Origin of the sequence: Dryocola clanedunensis subsp. sulfonylureivorans (assembly GCF_016756775.1) — a bacterium.
GTDB lineage: Bacteria > Pseudomonadota > Gammaproteobacteria > Enterobacterales > Enterobacteriaceae > Dryocola > Dryocola clanedunensis.
The window spans coordinates 136,010-159,042 of record NZ_JAERMU010000005.1 but is presented as its reverse complement, the minus strand read 5'-3'; the positions used below and the strand labels follow the sequence as shown (position 1 = coordinate 159,042).

Genomic DNA, 23,033 nt, shown 5'->3' with positions numbered 1-23,033 from the left:
TGAGCTGTTAAAAACGGGACCTTCGGGTGCCGTTTTTTTATGTCCGCAATTTGTATTCTTCGGCACTGCTCGCAAAAATCTTTGTGACGAATGTCCGCACCTCATGTTTCTCTGAAAGCCCTGCGCAAATTCTATTTTCCCCATTCGACGCTCCTTGCTTGCCGCGGCACACTTTCTTGAACAAGGAGGTGAGAGTGTTAAATCTGCCTGGGCTATGCATAAGTGTTATCGCGGGAATAGTACCGTTGCTATGGCTACCGGCTATTCCCGAGAGTCATGCCATAGCGGTGCTGCTGGCCGCAGGTCTATGTCTGCTGATTATGAAGCAACGGACGTGTCGCTACGTCGCGATCTTTGTCATGACTCTATGCTGGGGGTTGCTTGCGGCGCGAGAAAGCCTGGAGCCTTTTGAGAAGCTAGTCCGCAAGCCGATTGTCACGCAGGTCGTCATTACGCGTACGGACGGCGCTCAAAAACATGAGCTGCAAATAACCCGTGTCGATAACCACCTTCTCTTCCCACCGGTGGGCGTGGTTTTAAAAGGCGTATCTCTTCCGGCATCAGTGTGTCAGGGACAGAAGTGGCTAATGACGCTACGATTAAGCCCGGTACATGGGCAACTGAATGAGGGCGGATTTGACAGCCAGCGCTATGCCCTGGCACAGCATACGCCATTGCGTGGCAAAGTTGTTAAAGCAACCCGGCTTAGCGAAGCGTGTACTTCTCGCGCGCAATGGATGGCCAGGGTCACGACAGCAACCCAGCGTCTGAAATGGCAGGGGATCATCATGGCACTCTCGTTTGGAGAGCGCGCAGGCATGACTTCTGAAGTGAAAAGCCTGCTACGTTTGACGGGAACGGCTCACCTGATGGCAATCTCAGGACTTCATATCTCGTTGGCTGCGGGAATAGGTTGGCTGCTGGCTCGTTGTTGCCAGTTTTTGCTGCCTGCTCATCGGGTGGACTACCGGCTGCCCTTGTTGGCCAGTCTGTTTACCGCAGTTGTCTATTGCTGGCTTGCGGGTGGTAACCCTCCGGCAATAAGGGCCCTGACAGGTCTGACATTTTGGACTGCTTTGCGCCTGACCGGGCGGCAGTGGTCAGGCTGGGACGTTTGGCTATGCTGCGTGGCGGGAATACTATTTTGCGACCCGTTGACGTTGCTGTCAGACAGTTTTTGGTTATCAGCGTTGGCGGTGGCTGGCCTGATATTCTGGTATCAGTGGATGCCGTTGCCTCGTGTACTGGCATGCAGTAAATGGTATATCCGCTATCCCGTTGGCCTTGTCCATCTCCAGGTTGGTATCACGCTTTTGCTGATACCGCTGCAAATCTTCATGTTTCATGGCATCAGTATCAACGCGCTGCTGGCCAATCTGATAGCCGTCCCCTTCGTTTCCTTTCTGGTTGTTCCTTTACTGCTGGCCGGCCTGATGTTGACAGCTATTCCCTGGGTTAACGAAGCGATTTGGCTGACGGTCGATACATTGCTGGGGCAGTTATTTTTCCTTCTTCACAGGTTGCCCGGCGGCTGGCTGGAACTGGACTCTCGATTTCTGGCAATAAGCCTGTGCGGATGGCTGGCCATTATCGTTTATCGACTGGGGCTGTGGCGAATCTCTCCTGCGTCTGTTGCAGTGCTTGGTGTTTGTCTGGGCACTCTTTCCACGGGACTGATAAATAAGAAAGACCCTTCATCATGGGAAGTTACCATGCTGGACGTCGGGCACGGGCTTGCTGTTGCCATTGTCCGGCACGGCAGGGCAATTCTTTATGACACCGGCGGAGCCTGGCCCGCTGGCGATGCTGCGCAACAAGCTATTATTCCCTGGTTACGCTGGAAAAATATTACTCCTGAAGGCGTGATTATCAGCCACGAGCATCTTGATCACCGCGGCGGGCTTAACAGTTTGCTGAAGGCGTGGCCAACGTTAGAGGTTCGCAGCTCGCTCGGATGGGTTAACCATCGCCCCTGCTTTGAAGGGCAAAGCTGGAAATGGCAGCAGCTGGATTTTACCGTTCACTGGCCCCCGGCGGGCAGTGATAACAAAGGGAATAATGGCTCTTGTGTCGTGATGGTCAGCGACGGTCACTTTCGACTTTTATTAACCGGCGATGTGGAGGCCGGGGCAGAATTGGCTATGCTCAAGGGGAGATGGCGAACTTTAGAGGCTGATATTATTCAGGTTCCTCATCACGGTAGCCGAACATCGTCAGGCAGCCCATTACTACGTGCCGTCTCCGGTCAGGTCGCGTTAGCCTCTGCTTCTCGCTATAACGCCTGGCATTTACCGTCAGTGAAAGTGACCGAACGATATCTGAAGCAGGGTTATCAGTGGTACGACACGGCCCATACCGGACAGATCAGTATTCGAATAAACAGTGATAAATGGCAAATCATCGGCTTCAGAGAGCAAATTTTGCCCCGTTGGTACCATCAGTGGTTTGGCGTAACTCAATATAGTAGGTAGAATATGCGGCTATTTCATAACAAGCTGGTTCGACTTAATGCAGAACGATAAAGATCTCTCCACATTACAGACCTTCCGCCGTTTGTGGCCGATGATTTCGCCTTTTAAAGCAGGTCTGATCGTGGCTGGGATTGCGTTAATCCTCAACGCAGCCAGCGATACTTTTATGCTATCGCTGCTCAAACCGTTACTGGATGATGGTTTTGGTAAAGCGGACAAGTCCGTTTTGTTATGGATGCCGCTGGTCGTCATCGGACTGATGGTGATGCGTGGTGTCACAAGTTATATTTCAAGTTACTGTATTTCATGGGTTTCTGGTCAGGTGGTGATGAACATGCGTCGCCGTCTGTTCAGCCATATGATGGGGATGCCCGTCGCGTTCTTTGACCAACAGTCAACGGGCACGCTGCTGTCCCGTATCACCTATGACTCAGAGCAGGTTGCTTCTTCATCCTCCAGCGCGCTGATCACCGTCGTGCGTGAAGGTGCCTCGATCATTGGCCTGTTTGTGCTGATGTTCTGGTATAGCTGGCAGCTGTCGCTGATTCTGATTGTGCTTGCACCTGTCGTCTCTTTTGCCATTCGTTTCGTCTCCAAACGCTTCCGTAACATCAGCAAAAACATGCAGAACACGATGGGTCAGGTGACGACCAGCGCCGAGCAGATGCTCAAAGGGCATAAAGAAGTTCTGATTTTTGGTGGACAGGAAGTTGAAACGGAACGTTTCAATAAAGTCAGTAACCGCATGCGTCATCAGGGAATGAAACTGGTTTCGGCATCGTCTATTTCTGACCCGATCATACAGCTTATCGCTTCCCTGGCTTTGGCCTTCGTGCTTTATGCTGCCAGCTTCCCGAGCGTGATGGAAACCCTGACTGCCGGTACTATCACCGTCGTCTTCTCTTCAATGATTGCGCTGATGCGTCCGTTGAAATCTCTGACTAACGTCAACGCGCAGTTCCAGCGTGGCATGGCGGCCTGTCAGACTCTGTTCTCAATTCTGGATTCAGAGCAGGAGAAAGACGAAGGTACCCGTACGATTGAACGCGCCAAAGGTGACGTTGCCTTCCGCGATGTGACCTTCACTTATCCAGGCCGTGATGCACCCGCGCTGCGCAATATCAACCTCGAGATCCCTGCCGGTAAAATGGTGGCATTGGTTGGACGTTCAGGCTCGGGCAAGTCTACCATCGCCAGCCTGATCACTCGTTTTTACGATATTCAGGAAGGGAGCATTCAGATTGACGGTGTAGATTTACGTGAATATACGCTTTCATCGCTGCGTAATCAGGTCGCTCTGGTCTCTCAGAATGTACACCTCTTTAACGATACCATCGCGAATAACATTGCTTACGCGCGTACTGAACAATACAGCCGTGAAGACATCGAAAAAGCAGCGCGTATGGCCTATGCGATGGACTTTATCGAGAAGATGGATAACGGTCTGGACACAATAATTGGTGAGAACGGCGTGCTGCTTTCCGGTGGCCAACGCCAGCGTATCGCTATTGCTCGTGCCTTATTGCGCGACAGCCCGATTTTGATTCTGGATGAAGCAACTTCGGCACTGGATACTGAATCTGAACGTGCTATCCAGGCGGCGTTAGATGAGCTGCAGAAAAACCGTACGTCATTGGTTATTGCGCACCGCCTGTCTACTATCGAACAGGCTGACGAAATCATCGTCGTGGAAGATGGCCGTATCGTTGAGCGTGGCCCTCACGCTGAGCTGATCGCTCATCGCGGCGTGTACGCTCAGCTGCATAAGATGCAGTTCGGCGAATGATAGAACGCATCTGGTCGGGAAAATCTCCTCTCTACCTGCTGTTGTTACCGCTCGCCTGGCTCTATGGCCTGGTGAGCGGGGCCATTCGTCTTAGCTATAAACTCGGGTTACGCAAGGCATGGCATTCGCCAGTGCCTGTTGTCGTGGTCGGTAACCTGACTGCGGGCGGTAATGGCAAAACGCCTGTTGTTATCTGGCTTGTGGAGCAGTTACAGGCTCGGGGAATTCGGGCAGGCGTTGTATCACGTGGATATGGCGGTAAAGCAGAGAACTATCCGCTGCTGCTCACTCCTCAGAGCACAACGGATCAGGCGGGCGACGAGCCAGTATTAATTTATCAGCGTACCGGTGCTCCCGTAGCCGTTGCGCCCGACCGCAGCGCTGCGGTAAAAGCTCTGATTGAACATGCTCAGCCGCAGATAATCATCACTGATGACGGCTTGCAGCATTACGCTTTAGCCCGCGATAAAGAAATTGTCGTCGTGGATGGCGTTCGTCGGTTTGGCAACGGCTGGTGGCTACCCGCAGGCCCGATGCGTGAAAGAGCCGGACGTTTGCAGTCCGTTGATGCAGTTATCGTTAACGGCGGAGAAGCAAAGGCGGGTGAAATTGCCATGTGCCTGCAACCGGGCGAGGCGGTTAATCTCAATACAGATGAACGTCGCGCCGTGCAGACACTGCAAAATGTTGTTGCTATGGCGGGTATTGGCCATCCCCCGCGCTTTTTCGCTACGCTAAAACAGTGTGGTTTAGAGCCTGTCCGTACCGTCGGCCTTGCGGATCACCAGGCGCTAAACGAAGCGGACGTCTCAAAGCTTGTTCAGAGCGGACAGACGTTACTGATGACCGAAAAAGATGCGGTGAAATGCCGGGCTTTTGCGGCGGGTCATGATAACTGGTGGTACTTACCGGTAGATGCCCATCTGTCCGAACCGCAGGCAGCACAGCTGCTGAATTCAGTGAGCGCGCTGATCAAATAAGTTTCAGCGCGGACATTAACGGGTTTGTTGATGACAGGGAGACGCTATGTCCATACCGCGCCTGACTTTACGCTCCGCCAGAAACCTCCACCTGGCAGCCCAGGGACTGCTGCACAAACCCCGCCGCAGCGCTCGCCCGTCCGATATCCTCCGCACGATTAATCAGATGTCTCTGCTGCAGATCGACACCATCAATATTGTCGCCCGCAGCCCCTATCTGGTCCTTTTTAGTCGCCTTGGCCGCTACGCGCCGGAATGGCTTGATGACGCGTTATTTCGTGGCGAGCTTATTGAATACTGGGCGCACGAAGCCTGTTTTATGCCGAAAGAGGATTTTGCGCTGGTGCGCCACAGGATGCTGAGCCCGGAGAATATGGGATGGAAATATCGCCCGGAATGGATGACCGAAAACGCGCAGGAGATTGAGAAATTACTGGCGTTCATTCAGGAGAACGGCCCCGTTCGCTCGATGGATTTCGAACATCCTCGTAAAGGGGTCAGCGGCTGGTGGGAATGGAAACCGCATAAAAAACATCTGGAAGGATTGTTTACGGCGGGCAAGGTGATGGTAACGGAGCGTCGTAATTTCCAGCGCGTCTACGATCTTACTTCCCGCGTGATGCCCGACTGGGATGATGAACGACATCTTATTGAGCAGCATGACGCTGAAAGCCTTATGTTGCAAAAAAGCGCCCGCAGCCTGGGTATTTTCCGCCCGGAGTGGCTGGCAGATTATTACAGGCTGAAGAACATCGACATAAAAACCCTGGTTGCGAAGTGGGTTGAGGAGGGGGAGGTAATATCAGTTCAGGTAGAGACGTCAGGTGAAATGTATCTGCATCGCTCCCTTTTCCCTTTGCTGCCGCAAGCCGAGCAGAACAAACTCAAAGCCACCCACAGTGCGGTACTGTCGCCCTTCGACCCCGTGGTCTGGGATCGTAAACGCGCAGAGACATTGTTTAACTTCTCTTATCGCCTTGAGTGCTATACCCCGGCTGAAAAGCGCAGGTACGGCTATTTTGTTCTTCCTCTGTTGCACAAGGGGGAGCTGGTGGGACGAATGGATGCAAAGATGCATCGTAAGCATGGCGTTCTGGAAATTATCAGCCTGTATCTTGAGGAAAGCGTAAAACCGGATAAGTCGCTGATTTCGGGCCTTCATGATGCATTAAGCGAGTTTGGCCGTTGGCAAGGGGCTTCACGGATCGCTACGGGGAATATTCCGGCAACGCTCGCCTCAGCCTGGGGAGGAGAATGGGAAATTGCCCCGAACAACGCATCAGATATGTTATCCTGACGCCCTTGATGGCGCCCATTCTGGAGTAACTATGGATCATCGTTTACTTGAAATTATTGCCTGCCCGGTTTGCAACGGCAAGCTCTACTATAATCAGGAAAAGCAGGAACTTATTTGCAAGCCTGACGGCCTGGCCTTCCCGTTCCGTGACGGTATTCCAGTACTGCTGGAAACCGAGGCACGTACACTGACCCTCGACGAGACTAACCCATGAGTTTTGTGGCTATTATTCCCGCCCGCTTTGCATCCACGCGTCTACCGGGCAAGCCGTTAAAAGACATTAACGGCAAACCAATGGTTGTTCACGTGCTTGAGCGCGCTCGTGAGTCTGGTGCTGAACGTATCATCGTTGCCACGGACAGCGAAGACGTCGCCCGTGCGGTTGAAGCTGCCGGTGGGGAAGTTTGCATGACCCGTGCCGACCATCAGTCCGGCACCGAGCGTCTGGCTGAAGTCATTGAAAAATGCGCTTTTAGCGACGACACCATCATTGTTAACGTGCAGGGTGATGAGCCGATGATCCCACCGGTCATCATTCGCCAGGTGGCTGACAATGTCGCGAACAGCCAGGCGGGGATGGCAACGCTTGCCGTACCGATCGACTCGGCGGAAGAAGCCTTTAACCCGAACGCCGTAAAAGTGGTGATGGATGCACAGGGCTACGCGCTCTATTTCTCCCGTGCGACTATTCCATGGGATCGCGATCGCTTTGCCCAGTCCCGCGAGCAAATTGGAGACACTTTCCTGCGCCACATCGGCATCTACGGCTATCGCGCTGGATTTATTCGTCGCTACATCAGCTGGGAACCAAGCCAGCTTGAGCAAATCGAAATGCTTGAGCAGCTTCGCGTATTGTGGAACGGCGAAAAAATCCACGTTGCCGTCGCCAAAGAGATCCCGAGCATAGGCGTAGATACGCCAGAGGATCTGGAACGCGTGCGTGTTGCCATGCGCTAGTTCTGCCTTTGCTGCAAACAAACCGGCCAACGCGCCGGTTTTTTACTATCTGCCGACATATTGATCTCAAGGGATGACATATCGCCAAAGCGCGCTCAGAATGAAAAATACCAGTATTTTTAGGGGTAATGGGTTATGGAGCTGCTGCGTAAGGAGTTAAGTCATCTGCTGGGAGAAAAACTGAGCCGCATCGAATGTATCAGCGAGCGGACGAATACCGCTGTCTGGGCGCTCTATGACAGCGACGGGCACGCTATGCCGCTGCTTGCTAAAAGCTTTAACACGCCCGGACTGGCCGCGCAGCAGGCCTGGAAAATGTCGATGCTTGCCCGCACGGGAACCCTTCGCCTGCCGGTAGTCTATGGCATCGTAAGCCATGACGATCATCCGGGCCCTGATGTCATTCTGATGGAGCGTCTGCGCGGCGTGGCTGTAGAAGCGCCGGCCAGGACGCCGGAGCGCTGGGAGCAGCTGAAAGATCAAATAGTTGAAGGCTTACTGGCATGGCATCGAGTGGACAGCGCAGGCTGCGTCGGCTGCGTGGACAGTACGCAGGAAAATATCTGGCCTTCCTGGTATCGGCAGCGCGTTGAAGTACTCTGGAATACCTTAAATCAATACAAGAATACCGGCCTGACGATGCAGGACCGGCGGATTCTGTTCCGCTCTCGGGAATGTCTGCCGCGTATGTTCGACGGCTTTAACGATAACTGTGTACTTGTACACGGCAACTTCACGCTGCGCAGCATGCTCAAAGATGGGCGCAGCGATCAGCTGCTGGCGATGATCAATCCAGGGGTGATGCTCTGGGCGCCACGTGAATATGAAATCTTCCGCCTGTACGAAGAAGGGCAGGCGGAAAGCCTGTTCTGGCATTATTTACAACGAGCACCCGTAGCGGAGTCATTCCTGTGGCGACGCTGGCTTTATGTTCTTTGGGATGCCGTCGCGCAGCTTGTACAAACGGGCCGCGTAAACAGGCCCGCTTTTGATGCTGCATCGAAGGGATTACTCCCCTGGATTGCCTGACGCCCCCTTGAGCCATTGCCATGCCCGACCCAGGGTTTCATAGGCTACCCGGTCGCTATGCATGAGCCATAGCGGGGAGGGCGTGATTTTTTCCCAGGGGTTTAGCGGTGAATCGATAGCGGTCTGGTTAGCAGGCGCAGGCAGAGGATTTAACCCTGCGTGCCTGAAGAAAATCATCGCGCGGGGTAAGTGTGAGGCAGAAGTGACCAGCAAAAACGGCTGTTTGCCAATTTGCCTGGCTACCGCCGCGGCCTCCTCTTCCGTATCCTTTGGCGTATCCAGAGTAATGATTGCATCGCGAGGCACGCCGAGACTTTCTGCGACCCGCGCACCTGCTTCAGCAGTGCTCACGGGGTTAGTCATAGCCGGTGCGCCGGTAAAAATCATTTTGGCCCCAGGGTTCGCCTGCCACAGTCGAATGCCTTCCGTGACGCGCGGCAGGCTGTTGCTGATGAGATTGGAGCTTGGTGCCCAGTCTGGATTCCAGGTATAGCCGCCGCCCAGCACCACAATGTAATTCACCTGTTCACCGCCTCGCCAGGTAGGGTATTTATCCTCAATGGGTTTTAGCAGACCATCTGCAACGGGCTGGAGGCTAATTAAGAATAATACCAGCCATCCGGCAGTGAGCAGCGTTTTTCCCGTTTTTTGCCAGCGGGTAAACCAGAGTAATAAAATCGCCACTCCAATCAGCATCAGGAGTACAGGCAGAGGCAGCAGCAGGCCACCGATAAATTTTTTCAGCATGAAAAGCATGAATTCTGGGTCCTTTTTTAACCATCCAGGCGGCAAACGCTGCTGATATTACACCAGCCAGGTTCATTCTCGTGCAAGCTGTGCCAAAATAGCGGTTTTCTCAGACTGACCCCTAAAGGCCGTGGAGTAGTACCCGTGCGTGACCGCAATTTTGATGACATTGCCGAGAAGTTCTCACGCAACATCTATGGTACGACCAAAGGCCTGCTGCGACAGGCGATTCTCTGGCAGGATCTTGATGCACTGCTTAACAGTCTGCCTGCGAAACTCCAGGTATTAGATGCGGGTGGTGGCGAAGGACAAACTGCCTGCCGTATGGCTGAACTTGGCCACCACGTTGTGCATTGCGATGTTTCCTCCGAAATGATTGCCCGCGCGCAGAGCCTGGCCTGCGAAAAAGGTGTGAGCGAGAACATGCATTTTGTACATTCCGCAGCCCAGGACATCGGACAACATTTAGAAAGCCAGGTTGATCTGATATTGTTTCATGCGGTGCTGGAATGGGTCGTAGATCCTGAAGCCGTGCTTAAGGCGTTATGGAACTGCCTTGCGCCCGGCGGCGCTTTGTCGCTGATGTTCTACAATGCTAACGGCCTGCTGATGCGCAATATGTTCGTTGGCAACTTTGAATACGTGATGCAGGGCATGAAGAAGAATAAAAGGAAAACCCTGTCGCCCGACAATCCGCTACAGCCAGAACAGGTATACCACTGGCTGGAGCAAATTGGCTGGCAGATTACCGGGAAAACCGGGGTGCGGGTTTTCCACGATTACCTGCGCGACAAGCACAAACAACGCGATGGTTTTGACGATTTGCTTGAACTCGAAACGCGATATTGCCGCCAGGAGCCGTTTATCAGCCTCGGCCGCTATATCCACGTGACTGCAGTCAAGCCGCTTGAGCCAAGGAAAAATTATGAGTGATGTTTCCCAGACAGTGCCGGAGCTGGTTGCCTGGGCCAGGAAAAATGATTTCTCAATCTCGTTGCCGACAGAACGCCTGACGTTTCTGCTGGCGGTTGCCACGCTTAACGGCGAAAGGCTTGACGGCGAGTTAAGTGAAGGGGAGCTGGTGGATGCCTTCCGCCACGTGAGCGACGGTTTTGAGCAAACGACCGAAACCATCAGCGTTCGCGCAAACAACGCCATCAATGACATGGTGCGTCAGCGTCTGCTCAACCGCTTTACCAGTGAAATCCACGAAGGGAACTCGATCTACCGCCTCACGCCGCTGGGGATTGGTATCACCGACTACTACATTCGCCAGCGTGAGTTTTCAACGTTGCGTCTCTCCATGCAGCTTTCAATCGTTGCAGGCGAACTCAAACGTGCCGCAGATGCCGCCGATGAAAACGGCGATGAGTTCCACTGGCACCGTAACGTCTTTGCCCCGCTGAAATACTCCGTGGCGGAGATTTTCGACAGTATCGACCTGACCCAGCGCATCATGGACGAGCAGCAGCAGCAGGTAAAAGATGATATCGCCCAGTTGCTGAACAAAGACTGGCGGGCGGCGATTTCCAGCTGTGAACTGCTGCTGTCCGAAACGTCGGGCACACTGCGCGAATTACAGGACACGCTCGAAGCAGCCGGGGACAAACTGCAGGCGAATTTACTGCGTATCCAGGACTCTACAATGGGGCGCGACGACCTGCATTTTGTCGATCGCCTCGTCTTTGATCTGCAAAGTAAACTCGACAGGATCACCAGCTGGGGTCAGCAGGCCATCGACCTGTGGATCGGTTACGACCGCCACGTGCATAAATTTATTCGTACCGCCATCGACATGGATAAAAACCGCGTTTTTGCTCAGCGCTTACGTGTTTCGGTACAGAATTATTTCGATGCGCCTTGGGCATTGACCCACGCCAGCGCGGACCGCCTTCTGGATATGCGTGATGAAGAGATGGCGCTTCGCGATGAAGAAGTTACCGGCGAGCTGCCTACCGATCTGGAGTTCGAAGAGTTCAATGAAATCCGCGAGCAGCTGGCAGCCCTGATTGAAGCGGCACTGCAGGTCTACAAAACCAGACAGGTGCCGCTGGATTTAGGCGTAGTGATGCGGGACTATCTCACCCAATATCCGCGCGCGCGCCATTTTGACGTGGCACGAATCGTGGTCGACCAGGCGGTACGCCTTGGTGTGGCTGAAGCAGACTTTACCGGCTTGCCGCCAGAGTGGCAGGCAATTAACGATTACGGAGCCAAGGTACAGGCGCATGTCATCAACAAATATTGAAAAAGTGATGCCGGTTAAGCTGGCACAGGCGTTGGCAAATCCGTTATTCCCGGCGCTCGACAGCCAGCTGCGTGCCGGACGGCACGTCGGCCTCGACGAGCTGGATAATCATGCCTTTTTAATGGATTTTCAGGACTACCTGGAAGAGTTCTACGCCCGTTATAACGTGGAGCTGATCCGTGCCCCGGAAGGTTTCTTCTATTTACGCCCGCGTTCCACAACGCTGATTCCGCGTTCGGTCTTATCCGAGCTGGATATGATGGTCGGCAAAATTCTTTGCTACCTCTACCTGAGTCCGGAACGGCTGGCGAACGAGGGGATTTTCACCCAGCAGGAGCTGTACGACGAGCTGCTGACGCTGGCGGATGAAAGCAAACTGCTCAAGCTGGTTAACAATCGTTCGACTGGCTCAGACCTTGATCGCCAAAAGTTACAGGAAAAGATGCGCGCCTCGCTGACGCGTCTGCGCCGTCTTGGGATGATCTGGTTTATGGGTCACGACAGCAGCAAATTCCGTATTACCGAATCGGTATTCCGCTTTGGTGCCGATGTCCGCACCGGCGACGACCCTCGAGAGGCGCAGCTGCGCATGATTCGTGACGGTGAAGCGATGCCTGTTGAAAGCCGCTTACAGCTCAACGATGAAACCGATGAGCCACAGATAATCCAGGACAACGCGGAGGATGAACAGGAATGATTGATCGCGGAAAATTTCGCTCACTGACGCTAATAAACTGGAACGGTTTCTTTGCGCGCACGTTTGACTTAGATGAATTGGTCACCACGCTTTCGGGCGGTAACGGGGCCGGTAAATCCACGACCATGGCTGCCTTTGTTACCGCGCTGATTCCGGATTTAACGCTGCTGCACTTCCGTAATACCACCGAAGCAGGGGCAACTTCAGGCTCCCGTGACAAAGGTCTGCACGGTAAGTTAAAAGCAGGGGTTTGTTACTCAACGCTGGATGTCATCAACTCCCGTGGCGAACGAGTGCTTGTTGGCGTTCGCCTGCAACAGGTTGCCGGGCGCGACCGTAAAGTTGATATCAAGCCGTTTGCCATTCAGGGGCTGCCGGATTCTCTGCAACCCACGGAATTATTGACGGAAACCATAAGCGAGCGTCAGGCCAGAGTGTTAAGCCTGCCGGAGCTGAAAGACAAAGTGGAAGCCATCGAAGGCGTCCAGTTTAAGCAGTTCAACTCCATCACCGACTACCACTCGCTAATGTTCGACCTGGGTATTGTTGCGCGCCGCCTGCGCAGCGCTTCGGACCGTAGCAAATTCTATCGTCTTATCGAAGCCTCGCTGTACGGCGGGATCTCCAGCGCGATTACCCGTTCCCTGCGCGATTACCTGCTGCCGGAAAACAGCGGTGTGCGTAAGGCGTTCCAGGATATGGAAGCCGCCCTGCGTGAGAACCGTATGACGCTTGAAGCGATTCGCGTCACTCAGTCTGACCGCGATCTGTTTAAGCATCTGATTTCCGAAGCCACAAACTATGTGGCAGCGGACTATATGCGTCACGCCAATGAACGCCGTATCCATCTGGATAAAGCCCTTGAATACCGTCGCGACCTGCTGGTCAGCCGTCAACAGCTGAGCGCCGAGCAGTACAAACACGTCGACATGGCACGTGAACTTGGCGAACACAGCGGTGCGGAAGGGGATCTGGAAACGGACTATCAGGCCGCCAGCGACCACCTGAACCTGGTGCAGACCGCTATCCGCCAGCAGGAAAAAATTGAACGCTACGAGACCGATCTCGAAGAGCTGCAAATGCGCCTCGAAGAGCAAAACGAGATCGTTGCGGAGGCTCACGAGCAGCAGGAAGATAACGAAGCCCGCGCCGAAGCCGCCGAGTTGGAAGTGGATGAGCTGAAAAGCCAGCTTGCGGACTACCAGCAGGCGCTGGACGTGCAGCAGACCCGCGCTATTCAGTATCAGCAGGCGCTGCAGGCGTTAGAACGCGCCCGTGCCGTTTGCCATCTGCCTGACCTGACCGCAGACAGCGCCGACGAGTGGCTGGATACCTTCCAGGCAAAAGAGCAGGAAGCGACGGAAAAACTGCTGACGCTTGAACAAAAAATGAGCGTAGCACAGACGGCACACAGCCAGTTTGAACATGCTTATCAATTAGTGACGGCTATCAGCGGCCCGGTCAGCCGCAGTGAAGCCTGGAATGCGGCCCGTGAATTACTTCGCGACAGCAACAACCAGCGACACCTGACTGAACAGGTTCAGCCGCTGCGCATGCGCCTGAACGAGCTTGAACAGCGCCTGCGCGAGCAGCAGGAGGCCGAGCGTCTGCTGGCTGATTTCTGCAAACGTCAGGGCAAACAGTTTGACCCGGAAGATCTCGAAGCCTTCCATGACGAGCTGGAAGAGCGCATTGCCACGCTGCAACAGAGCGTGTCTGACGCCAGCGAAGAGCGTGTCTCTCTGCGCCAGGAGCAGGAGCAAATTCAGGCGCGTATTAAACGCCTGAGCCAGCGTGCGCCAATCTGGCTTGCCGCCCAGACCAGCCTTAACCAGCTTTGTGAACAAAGTAACGAAGAGTTCGAAAGCAGCCAGCACGTCACTGAATACATGCAGCAGCTGCTGGAGCGCGAGCGCGACGTGACGGTTGAGCGTGATGAAGTGGGGGCGCGTAAGAAGGCAATTGATGAAGAGATCGAGCGCCTCAGCCAGCCGGGCGGTGCCGAAGACCCACGTCTGAATGCCTTAGCCGAGCGTTTTGGCGGCGTGCTGTTGTCAGAAATTTATGACGATATCAGTCTCGATGATGCTCCGTACTTCTCCGCACTTTACGGCCCGTCCCGCCACGCCATCGTGGTGCCTGATTTATCGTTGGTTCGTGAGCAGCTTGAAAGCCTTGAAGACTGCCCGGAAGATCTTTATCTGATTGAAGGGGACCCGGCTTCCTTCGATGACAGCGTCTTTACCGTCGAAGAGATGGACGCTGCGGTGCTGGTGAAAACCGCCGAGCGCCAGTGGCGTTATTCCCGCCTTCCGGAGCTGCCGCTGTTTGGCCGCGCGGCGCGTGAAAACCGCCTTGAAAAATTGCATGCCGAACGTGAAATGCTGGCAGAACGTTTTGCCACGCTTTCGTTTGATGTGCAGAAATCTCAGCGTTTACACCAGTCATTCAGCCGCTTTATCGGCCAGCACCTGGGCGTGGCATTTGACGAAGATCCGGAAGAGGAAATTCGTCAGCTCAACACCCGCCGCGGTGAAATCGAACGTGCCATCAGCAGTCATGAAAATGACAACCAGCAGCAGCGTCAGCAGTTCGATCAGGCCAAAGAGGGCGTGGCCCAGCTTAACCGCCTGCTGCCGCGCATCAGTTTGCTGAGCGACGAAACGCTGGCAGACCGCTGCGATGAAATTCGCGAGCGCCTGATGGAAGCCGAGGAGGCCGCACGCTTTATCCATCAGCACGGCAATCAGCTGGCAAAACTGGAGGCCGTTGCCTCGGTGCTGCAAAGTGACCCGGAGCAGTTCGAACAGTTAAAAGAAGATTATCAGTACGCGCAGCAGGTCCAACGCGATGCACGTCAGCAGGCCTTCGCCTTAACGGAAGTGGTGCAACGTCGTGCGCACTTTGGCTATTCAGATTCCGCCGCAATGCTGGACGGCAACAGCGATTTGAATGAGAAACTGCGTGCGCGACTGGCGCAGGCTGAGTCAGAGCGTACGCGTTCCCGTGAAGCGCTGCGCAGCCACGCTCAGCAGCTCAGCCAGTTCAGCCAGCTGATGGCCTCGCTGAAAAGCTCCTTTGATACTAAGAAAGAGCTGCTCAACGATCTGCACAAAGAATTGCAGGATATCGGTGTTCGTGCGGATCTCGGTGCGGAAGAGCGTGCCCGAGCTCGTCGTGACGAACTTCATACCGCGCTTAGCAACAACCGTTCTCGCCGCAACCAGCTTGAAAAAGCGCTGACCTATTGCGAAGCGGAGATGGACAACCTGACCCGTAAGCTTAAACGTCAGGAGCGTGACTACGTCGAAATGCGCGAGCAGGTGGTCACCGCGAAGGCAGGCTGGTGTGCGGTAATGCGTATGGTGAAAGACAATGGTGTCGAGCGCCGTCTGCACCGTCGTGAGCTGGCCTATCAGACGGGTGACGAGCTTCGTTCCATGTCGGATAAGGCGCTGGGTGCGCTGCGTCTGGCGGTGGCGGATAACGAACACCTGCGCGACGTACTGCGCATGTCGGAAGATCCAAAACGGCCAGAGCGTAAAATTCAGTTCTTCGTTGCGGTTTACCAGCACTTACGCGAACGTATTCGCCAGGACATCATCCGTACCGATGACCCGGTTGAAGCCATCGAACAGATGGAAATCGAGCTGGGCCGCCTGACGGAAGAGCTGACCTCTCGCGAACAGAAGTTGGCTATCAGCTCACGCAGCGTAGCGAACATCATTCGCAAAACCATTCAGCGCGAGCAAAACCGTATCCGTATGCTGAACCAGGGGCTGCAAAGCGTCTCCTTCGGCCAGGTAAACAGCGTGCGGCTGAACGTGAACGTACGTGAAACCCATGCCACCTTGTTGAACGTATTGTCCGAACAGCACGAAGCTCACCAGGATCTGTTTAACAGCAACCGTCTGAGCTTCTCCGAGGCGCTGGCGAAGCTGTATCAGCGTCTGAACCCGCAGATCGACATGGGCCAGCGCACGCCGCAGACCATCGGTGAAGAGCTGCTGGACTACCGCAACTATCTTGAGATGGAAGTGGAAGTTAACCGTGGGACGGACGGCTGGCTGCGTGCGGAAAGTGGCGCGCTGTCAACGGGCGAAGCGATCGGTACCGGTATGTCGATTCTGGTCATGGTTGTGCAGAGCTGGGAAGAGGAGTCGCGCCGCCTGCGCGGTAAAGACATCTCTCCTTGCCGCCTGCTGTTCCTTGATGAAGCGGCTCGTCTGGATGCCAAGTCAATTGCCACGCTCTTTGAGCTGTGCGAGCGCCTTGAAATGCAATTAATTATTGCCGCGCCAGAGAACATCAGCCCGGAAAAAGGCACCACCTATAAACTGGTTCGTAAAGTGTTTAACAATCATGAGCACGTTCATGTTGTTGGTCTGCGAGGTTTTGCGCCTCCGCTACCTGAACCGGTGGCGGGAGAGGCGGAAGCTTCATAGCAAGCCAAAATTTGCACAGTCAATAAAGCGGACTTCGGTCCGCTTTTTTGATCTCTGCATTATCTTAATCTTTAATTTTCTTTACATTTATACGGGCAATTGAGTATCACTGTTTATATACTGAGAGAAGAACCAGGCGAAACGCCGGTTATGATAAAACAGTAAAACAGGGGGCAAGGGATGTTGCTTAATAAATTGCACGGTTTCAGAGCGTCGGCTATTGGCTACTGTCTGGCGCTCAGTATGGCTCCGCTGTTTACAGTGCAGGCGCAGGATCAGGATCCCGCCGTGGTGCCTTCTGACAGCTCGGCTGTCACAGCAGAGCAACCTACAGCGCTCGACCAACCGTTAGCGCAGTCGACGGCGACGGCGACGATGGCAGGTACACTGCCGCTTAACTCTGCATCAATGTCCGCCGCACAAAGCCGCTCGCAGCTGATCGCGCAGATGCCTTCCGGATATACACCCGTCTATCTTAATGCCTTGTCCGCATTCTATGCGGCTCGCGATATGAAGCCAATGTGGGAAAACCGCGATGCGGTACACGCTTTCCAGCAACAATTAGCGGAGCTGGCCATTGCGGGTATTCAGCCTCAGTTCACCACATGGGTTGAACTGCTGACCGATCCTTCCGTCACCGGTATGGCGCGCGATATCGTGCTGTCTGATGCCATGATGGGCTATCTGCAATTCGTGTCGGGCATTCCGACAGAGGGTAACCGCTGGTTGTACAGTGCGACCCCGTACAAAATGCAGACCGCGCCGCTGTCCGTTATCAACCAGTGGCAGGTGGCGGTTGATCAGGGGACGCTGGTGAGCTTTATAGCCACGCTTGCGCCTCAGCATCCTCAATACGCACGTATGCACGATTCCCTGGTCCATCTGCTGGGCGACACTCGTCCATGGCCGCAGCTAACGGGGAAAGAGACGCTACGCCCAGGACAGTGGAGTAACGACGTTCCCGCTCTGCGTGAGATCCTGGCACGTAGCGGCATGTTGCAGGTCGAGCCTGCCATTTCGCTGCCGGGCGACGATCGTACAAATACGCAGACCGCAGCGGCGGTGAGCCCTTCTGCCATCGCGATTGAAGGTGAAGACAGCGCTCAGGGTGTTCCTGCTGTGTCTGCCGGAACGAAAAAGAAATCCTCCACCGCCGTACGCAGTGCCTATAGCCGCGAACTGGTCGAAGGCGTGAAGCGCTTCCAGAAATGGCAGGGACTGGGGACGGATGGCGCTATCGGTCAGCTCACCCGTGACTGGCTGAACGTCACGCCGCAGCAGCGTGCTTCGCTGGTGGCGCTGAACATTCAGCGTCTGCGCCTGCTGCCGAACAAGCTTGATACCGGCATCATGGTGAATATCCCGAATTACTCGCTGGTCTATTACCTCAACGGCAGTGAAGTGCTGGCTTCTCGTGTGATTGTCGGCCGTCCGGACCGCAAAACGCCGATGATGAGCAGCGCGCTGAACAACGTTGTCGTTAACCCGCCGTGGAACGTGCCGAATACGCTCGCCCGTAACGATATTTTGCCGAAGGTCCGTCAGGACCCAGGCTATCTTGACCGCCATGGCTATAGCGTTCTGCGCGGCTGGAGTAACAATGCGGAAGCCATCGACCCGTATCGCGTTGACTGGCAGACCATCACGGCCAGCAACCTGCCATTCCGTTTCCAGCAGAAGCCGGGTGCGCATAACTCGTTAGGGCTTTATAAGTTCAACATGCCAAGTTCGGATGCCATCTATCTGCACGATACCCCGAACCATACTCTGTTCCAGAAAGATGCCCGCGCGCTTAGCTCCGGCTGCGTGCGTGTCAATAAGGCATCAGAACTGGCTAATATGCTGCTCCAGGATGCGGGATGGAATGACGCAAGAATCTCCAGCCAGCTGAAAGAGGGAAATACGCGCTATGTGAACATTCGGCAGAAGATCCCGGTCAACCTTTACTATTTGACCGCTTTTGTGGGTGAAGACGGGCGTACGCAGTATCGTACAGATATTTACAATTACGATCTCACCGCGCGATCTGGCGCACAAATCCTCTCAAAAGCCGGCCAGTTGATCAGGTAAATGCAGTAATACTAACGAATTAGTTGTCGGAATAGGGGTAATACCCAGTCGGGCCCCTTACAGGGCCCGGATTATCTGGGTTTACTGCGCCTTGACTCATCGTTATTAGACGGTTAAGGTGCGAAGCAGTGCGCCTAAAGTGCATATTATTCGACCGTTATTGACCTGTAGACCTGGATATCATGGACAAATTTGACGCTAATCGCCGCAAGCTGCTGGCGTTAGGCAGTGTGGCTCTCGGCGCCGCCCTGTTGCCAACGCAAGCGTTTGCAACCCTCTCGACACCGCGCCCGCGCATTTTAACGCTTAACAATCTCCATACCGGTGAGTCGTTAAAAGCCGAGTTTTTCGATGGCAGAGGCTATATTCAGGATGAATTAGCTCGACTTAATCACTTCTTCCGCGACTACCGCGCGAACAAAATTAAGTCCATCGATCCCAAATTGTTTGACCAACTTTATCGCCTGCAAGGACTGCTGGGAACAAACAAACCCGTACAGCTTGTCTCCGGCTACCGCTCGTTAGACACCAATAATGAGCTGCGTGCCCACAGCCGCGGTGTGGCTAAAAAAAGCTATCACACCAAAGGTCAGGCCATGGATTTTCATATTGAAGGGATTTCGTTAAGCAATGTTCGCAAAGCAGCATTATCTATGCGCGCTGGTGGTGTAGGATATTACCCGCGAAGCAACTTTGTGCATATTGATACCGGGCCGTTAAGGCACTGGTAAAACAACGGAATCCGGCGGTTACAGCCGGTAATGGAGCAGCATGAATTATCACATTATCCCGGTCACCGCCTTTGCTCAGAACTGTTCTTTGCTGTGGTGTGAAGAGACGCTTCAGGCAGCGCTGGTCGATCCAGGTGGCCAGGCAGACAAGATAAAGCAGGAAGTTGCGGATAAAGGCGTGACCATCAGCCAGATCCTGTTAACGCACGGACATCTTGATCATGTAGGAGCAGCAGCCGAACTGGCCGAGCACTACGGTGTGCCTGTTGTTGGCCCGGAAAAAGCAGACGAGTTCTGGCTGGAAGGATTACCCGCGCAGAGCCGAATGTTTGGCCTGGACGAATGCCTTCCTCTGACGCCCGATCGTTGGCTGAATGAAGGGGATACCGTGGCGGTTGGCAATATCACCTTACAGGTGCTGCATTGCCCTGGCCATACGCCAGGCCATATCGTCTTCTTTGACGATAAATCAAATCTGCTGATTTCCGGTGATGTGATTTTTAAAGGTGGAGTAGGGCGCAGTGACTTCCCGCAGGGAGATCATGCGGCGTTGATCGACTCGATCAAACGCAAGCTCCTGCCGCTGGGAGATGATGTCACCTTTATTCCCGGCCACGGCCCGCTTTCAACGCTCGGCTATGAGCGCCTGCACAATCCATTTTTGCAGGATGAATTACCCGTCTGGTAAAACAAAAAGAGCCGCAAAAGCGGCTCTTTTTTTGTGCTTTGCTTACAGTACAGCAACGATGGCTTCGCACAGAGGTGCCATGTTGTCCGGGGTCATACCCGCCACGTTAACGCGGCCGGAAGCCACTGCGTAAACGCCAAACTCTTCACGCAGACGCAGCACCTGCTCTTTCGTCAAGCCGCTGAACGAGAACATGCCGTTCTGGTTGATGATAAAGCTGAAGTCACGGTTTGCCCCTTTCTCCTGCAGGGTATTCACAAACAGCTGACGCATACGGTGTATGCGCTGACGCATGTCGGTCAACTCTTGCTCCCAGATGGCACGCAGGGCATCGTTGCTCAGGATGGTTGCCACAACGGAAGCGCCGTGTGCTGGCGGGTTGGAGTAGTTTGCGCGAATAACAGACTTCATCTGGCTGAACGCACGGTCCACGGTATCAGCATCGGCAGCAACCAGCGTACAGGCACCCACGCGCTCGTTATACAAACCGAAGTTTTTGGAGTAGGAGCTGGCAACAATCAGTTCGCGATGTTTAGCCGCAAAGACCCGCAGCCCTTCGGCATCTTCTTCCAGACCACGCGCAAAGCCCTGATAGGCGAAGTCAAACAGCGGCAGCCAGCCTTTCTCCTGCGACATTGTCGCCAGAGTTTCCCACTGCTCAAGCGTAGGGTCGATACCGGTTGGGTTATGGCAGCAACCATGGAACAGGACGACGTCACCTGCCTGTGCGCTTTGCAGGCTGCTCACCAGACCATCAAAATCGAGCGAGTGGTTTTCAGCATCGTAATAAGCGTATTCGACAACTTCGAGGCCTGCGGAGTTAAACACGCTTTTATGGTTAGGCCAGCTTGGGTTACTCACCCACACACGTTTTGTCGATGTGTTTTTCGCCAGGAAATCTGCCGCTACGCGTAGTGCACCAGTACCGCCCGGCGTTTGTGCAGTACGAGCACGTTTTGCTTCGCTGATTGCATTACCTTTGCCAAACAGCAGCTCCTGGGTGCAACGGCCAAACTCAGGGATACCATCAATACCAAGGTAGTTTTTGGTATTTTCATTTTCCAGCAGGTAAGCTTCCGCTTTTTTCACGCTGGTTAACACCGGGGTTTTGCCGGTTTCATCCTTATAAACCCCAATGCCGAGGTTAATTTTGGTTGGGCGGTCGTCGGCACGAAACAGGTCGGCCAAACCAAGAATCGGATCGGCTGGGGCAGCGGTAATGTTCTCAAACATGACGGAGTTCCATTGTGATTTCGAAGGGACAAACGTACTCAGGTTAACCGCAGTTTTCACAATTGCCAACCGTTTGCTACAAAAAGAAACTACCGACTTCACAACTTGGTTTTTTTCACTTAGCGGGCATAAAAAAACAGGGCCTGAGCCCTGTTCAGACTGATGACAAACCTAAAGCGATTGAATTTCGCCAGGATCTCACCGAATAAATAACAAGGAAAATCAATTGATTGATTTTCGCCTGCTTACCACAAAGAAGGAAAAACCACGCTTTTTCCTTCTTTGTCAGCAATCAAAAACAGGGCCTGAGCCCTGTTTTTCTTATATTCAACAAACAAGTTGCCGGATAATTAGAACTGGTAAACGATACCCACTGCGGTGGTGTCGTCAGAACCCACGCCCAATTTGTTGTCGCTGTCGATCTGGTTGATGATGTAATCAGCGTAGACAGACATGTTCTTGTTGAAGTAGTAAGTCGCGCCAACTTCAAAGTAGTTGATGTAATCTTCGTTGCCTACGCCTTCAACGTTTTTCGCTTTAGATTTGTAGTAAGCGAGTGATGGACGCAGACCGAAATCGAACTGGTACTGCGCAACCATGGAGAAATCTTGTGTTTTGTTAGCGTAACCGCCGCTGATAGGCGTTGCGTTACGGGTTTCGCCGTAAAGTGCTGCCAGGTAGATGTTGTTAGCATCGTATTTCAGACCAGTTGCCCACTGCTCAGCTTTATCGCCGCGGCCACGAGACATTTCTTGTTGTGCATTGGTACGGTCTGCTGCGCCGTAACCACCAACAATGCCGAAGCCATCGAAGTCATAGCTTAAAGATGTTGCCCAGCCGTCACCGTTAGAGCGGGTAACATCGCCGGAGTTGTCATTAACAGGATCAAAGCTGCCGGCACGTTCGTTTTTACCCAGGTACTGAACACCGAAGTTCAGGCCTTCAACCAGACCGAAGAAGTCGCTGTTACGGTAAGTTGCCAGACCGCCGTTACGGCCAGCGAAGAAGTTGTCGCTTGCGCCAGTGTCACCACCGAACTCTGGCAGCATATCGGTAATACCGATTGCATCGTAAACCAGACCGTAGTTACGACCGTAGTCGAAAGAACCTGCATCACCGAATTTCAGGCCAGCGTAAGCCAGACGGGTTTTATTCCCTTTCTGCGCGTCGCTACCGCCTTCGGAGTTGTTGCCTGCGAAGTTGTATTCCCACTGACCGTAACCAGTCAGTTGGTCATTAATTTGAGTTTCGCCTTTAAAACCCAGACGAGCGTAAGTTTTGTCGCCGTTGCCGCCGTAGCTGTTTTCACCGTTGCCTTTAGAGAAATAATGCAAGCCTACTGCTTTACCGTACAGGTCAACTTTGTTGCCGTCTTTGTTATAGATTTCTGCAGCGTTAGCTGCACCGGCTACCAGCAGAGCAGGGATAACCACTGCCAGAATATTGCGCTTCATCATTATTTATTACCCTCATTGGTTTTTTTGTGACACCTGCCACTGCCGTCAATAATTCTTTACGAAACCATTGATGAGAGTTTGGTGTCTTTCTGTATCTGTCAGGCATCTTTCCATTCATGAAACCGTTTCGCTAGCCTGAAAGTGCTACAAACATCCTAACTGAGTTACAAAGAGAAAATATGTGTAACCAAATGTGT

General features: G+C 53.7%; 17 protein-coding genes. 14 read left to right on the top strand and 3 right to left on the bottom strand.

Features of this window, described 5'->3' with window-relative positions; all coding sequences use genetic code 11:
* Window positions 1-194: 194 nt before the first annotated feature.
* The 7 genes from HYQ67_RS06775 (at window position 195) to HYQ67_RS06745 (ending at window position 8,520) form a co-directional block, all read left to right on the top strand.
* A complete protein-coding gene (locus tag HYQ67_RS06775; RefSeq protein WP_202302663.1) occupies window positions 195-2,471 on the top strand; it encodes a ComEC family protein in 2,277 nt (758 codons plus the stop codon).
* A 37-nt stretch (window positions 2,472-2,508) separates the two neighbouring features.
* Window positions 2,509-4,257: a lipid A ABC transporter ATP-binding protein/permease MsbA gene (gene msbA, locus HYQ67_RS06770; RefSeq protein ID WP_202302661.1), complete on the top strand. Its 1,749-nt coding sequence runs from the start codon at window positions 2,509-2,511 to the stop codon at window positions 4,255-4,257.
* Complete coding sequence (gene lpxK / locus HYQ67_RS06765) at window positions 4,254-5,237, top strand: tetraacyldisaccharide 4'-kinase (protein ID WP_202302659.1); 984 nt, start codon at window positions 4,254-4,256, stop codon at window positions 5,235-5,237. Before msbA ends, lpxK begins: the two co-directional genes overlap by 4 nt.
* Window positions 5,238-5,283: 46 nt before the next feature.
* Entirely contained in the window at window positions 5,284-6,534 is a 1,251-nt protein-coding gene (locus tag HYQ67_RS06760; protein ID WP_202302657.1) for a winged helix-turn-helix domain-containing protein, read from the top strand.
* A gap of 31 nt (window positions 6,535-6,565) precedes the next feature.
* On the top strand, window positions 6,566-6,748 hold the full coding sequence (gene ycaR / locus HYQ67_RS06755; RefSeq protein WP_202302655.1) for a protein YcaR: 183 nt from the start codon (window positions 6,566-6,568) through the stop codon (window positions 6,746-6,748).
* Window positions 6,745-7,491, top strand: coding sequence for a 3-deoxy-manno-octulosonate cytidylyltransferase (kdsB, locus tag HYQ67_RS06750; RefSeq protein ID WP_202302653.1), 747 nt, complete (start codon window positions 6,745-6,747; stop codon window positions 7,489-7,491). The genes ycaR and kdsB overlap by 4 nt, the downstream gene beginning before the upstream one ends.
* 135 nt (window positions 7,492-7,626) lie before the next feature.
* On the top strand, window positions 7,627-8,520 hold the full coding sequence (locus tag HYQ67_RS06745) for a YcbJ family phosphotransferase (protein WP_202302651.1): 894 nt from the start codon (window positions 7,627-7,629) through the stop codon (window positions 8,518-8,520).
* Here HYQ67_RS06745 and elyC read toward each other — a convergent pair.
* Entirely contained in the window at window positions 8,500-9,276 is a 777-nt protein-coding gene (gene elyC, locus HYQ67_RS06740; RefSeq protein ID WP_202302649.1) for an envelope biogenesis factor ElyC, read from the bottom strand. The two genes, HYQ67_RS06745 and elyC, sit on opposite strands and share 21 nt — an antisense overlap.
* A gap of 135 nt (window positions 9,277-9,411) precedes the next feature.
* Between elyC and cmoM the strand changes: the two genes are divergently transcribed.
* The 7 genes from cmoM to HYQ67_RS06705 all read left to right on the top strand — a co-directional run bounded on the left by cmoM (window position 9,412) and on the right by HYQ67_RS06705 (window position 20,146).
* The gene (cmoM, locus tag HYQ67_RS06735; protein ID WP_202302647.1) at window positions 9,412-10,200 is read left to right on the top strand and encodes a tRNA uridine 5-oxyacetic acid(34) methyltransferase CmoM; all 789 of its coding nucleotides are present in this window, start codon (window positions 9,412-9,414) and stop codon (window positions 10,198-10,200) included.
* A complete protein-coding gene (gene mukF / locus HYQ67_RS06730; protein WP_202302645.1) occupies window positions 10,193-11,515 on the top strand; it encodes a chromosome partition protein MukF in 1,323 nt (440 codons plus the stop codon). Before cmoM ends, mukF begins: the two co-directional genes overlap by 8 nt.
* Window positions 11,496-12,212 carry a chromosome partition protein MukE gene (mukE, locus tag HYQ67_RS06725; RefSeq protein WP_202302643.1) on the top strand — a complete coding sequence of 239 codons (717 nt, stop codon included), beginning with the start codon at window positions 11,496-11,498 and terminating at the stop codon, window positions 12,210-12,212. The genes mukF and mukE overlap by 20 nt, the downstream gene beginning before the upstream one ends.
* Window positions 12,209-16,657 carry a chromosome partition protein MukB gene (gene mukB, locus HYQ67_RS06720; protein WP_202302641.1) on the top strand — a complete coding sequence of 1,483 codons (4,449 nt, stop codon included), beginning with the start codon at window positions 12,209-12,211 and terminating at the stop codon, window positions 16,655-16,657. Before mukE ends, mukB begins: the two co-directional genes overlap by 4 nt.
* Window positions 16,658-16,837: 180 nt before the next feature.
* Entirely contained in the window at window positions 16,838-18,727 is a 1,890-nt protein-coding gene (gene ldtD, locus HYQ67_RS06715; RefSeq protein ID WP_202302639.1) for a L,D-transpeptidase, read from the top strand.
* Between the two features lie 182 nt (window positions 18,728-18,909).
* Window positions 18,910-19,458 (top strand): peptidoglycan L,D-endopeptidase MepK, encoded by a 549-nt coding sequence (gene mepK / locus HYQ67_RS06710; RefSeq protein WP_202302637.1) that lies wholly within the window; start codon window positions 18,910-18,912, stop codon window positions 19,456-19,458.
* Between the two features lie 40 nt (window positions 19,459-19,498).
* Window positions 19,499-20,146 (top strand): MBL fold metallo-hydrolase, encoded by a 648-nt coding sequence (locus HYQ67_RS06705; protein WP_202302635.1) that lies wholly within the window; start codon window positions 19,499-19,501, stop codon window positions 20,144-20,146.
* Window positions 20,147-20,188: 42 nt separating this feature from the next.
* On the opposite strand, the gene HYQ67_RS06700 is transcribed toward HYQ67_RS06705, so the two are convergent.
* Both HYQ67_RS06700 and ompF read right to left on the bottom strand, forming a co-directional pair.
* Window positions 20,189-21,379: an amino acid aminotransferase gene (locus HYQ67_RS06700; RefSeq protein WP_202302633.1), complete on the bottom strand. Its 1,191-nt coding sequence runs from the start codon at window positions 21,377-21,379 to the stop codon at window positions 20,189-20,191.
* A 350-nt stretch (window positions 21,380-21,729) separates the two neighbouring features.
* Window positions 21,730-22,836, bottom strand: coding sequence for a porin OmpF (gene ompF, locus HYQ67_RS06695; protein ID WP_272929754.1), 1,107 nt, complete (start codon window positions 22,834-22,836; stop codon window positions 21,730-21,732).
* Window positions 22,837-23,033: the final 197 nt, after the last annotated feature.

Bases quoted from the DNA above. Each gene is read 5' to 3' on its own strand.
- msbA (WP_202302661.1), top strand. From the start codon at position 2,509: ATGCAGAACGATAAAGATCTCTCCACATTACAGACCTTCCGCCGTTTG.
- lpxK (WP_202302659.1), top strand. From the start codon at position 4,254: ATGATAGAACGCATCTGGTCGGGAAAATCTCCTCTCTACCTGCTGTTG.
- HYQ67_RS06760 (WP_202302657.1), top strand. From the start codon at position 5,284: ATGTCCATACCGCGCCTGACTTTACGCTCCGCCAGAAACCTCCACCTG.
- ycaR (WP_202302655.1), top strand. From the start codon at position 6,566: ATGGATCATCGTTTACTTGAAATTATTGCCTGCCCGGTTTGCAACGGC.
- kdsB (WP_202302653.1), top strand. From the start codon at position 6,745: ATGAGTTTTGTGGCTATTATTCCCGCCCGCTTTGCATCCACGCGTCTA.
- HYQ67_RS06745 (WP_202302651.1), top strand. From the start codon at position 7,627: ATGGAGCTGCTGCGTAAGGAGTTAAGTCATCTGCTGGGAGAAAAACTG.
- elyC (WP_202302649.1), bottom strand. From the start codon at position 9,276: ATGCTTTTCATGCTGAAAAAATTTATCGGTGGCCTGCTGCTGCCTCTG.
- mukF (WP_202302645.1), top strand. From the start codon at position 10,193: ATGAGTGATGTTTCCCAGACAGTGCCGGAGCTGGTTGCCTGGGCCAGG.
- mukE (WP_202302643.1), top strand. From the start codon at position 11,496: ATGTCATCAACAAATATTGAAAAAGTGATGCCGGTTAAGCTGGCACAG.
- mukB (WP_202302641.1), top strand. From the start codon at position 12,209: ATGATTGATCGCGGAAAATTTCGCTCACTGACGCTAATAAACTGGAAC.
- ldtD (WP_202302639.1), top strand. From the start codon at position 16,838: ATGTTGCTTAATAAATTGCACGGTTTCAGAGCGTCGGCTATTGGCTAC.
- mepK (WP_202302637.1), top strand. From the start codon at position 18,910: ATGGACAAATTTGACGCTAATCGCCGCAAGCTGCTGGCGTTAGGCAGT.
- HYQ67_RS06705 (WP_202302635.1), top strand. From the start codon at position 19,499: ATGAATTATCACATTATCCCGGTCACCGCCTTTGCTCAGAACTGTTCT.
- HYQ67_RS06700 (WP_202302633.1), bottom strand. From the start codon at position 21,379: ATGTTTGAGAACATTACCGCTGCCCCAGCCGATCCGATTCTTGGTTTG.
- ompF (WP_272929754.1), bottom strand. From the start codon at position 22,836: ATGATGAAGCGCAATATTCTGGCAGTGGTTATCCCTGCTCTGCTGGTA.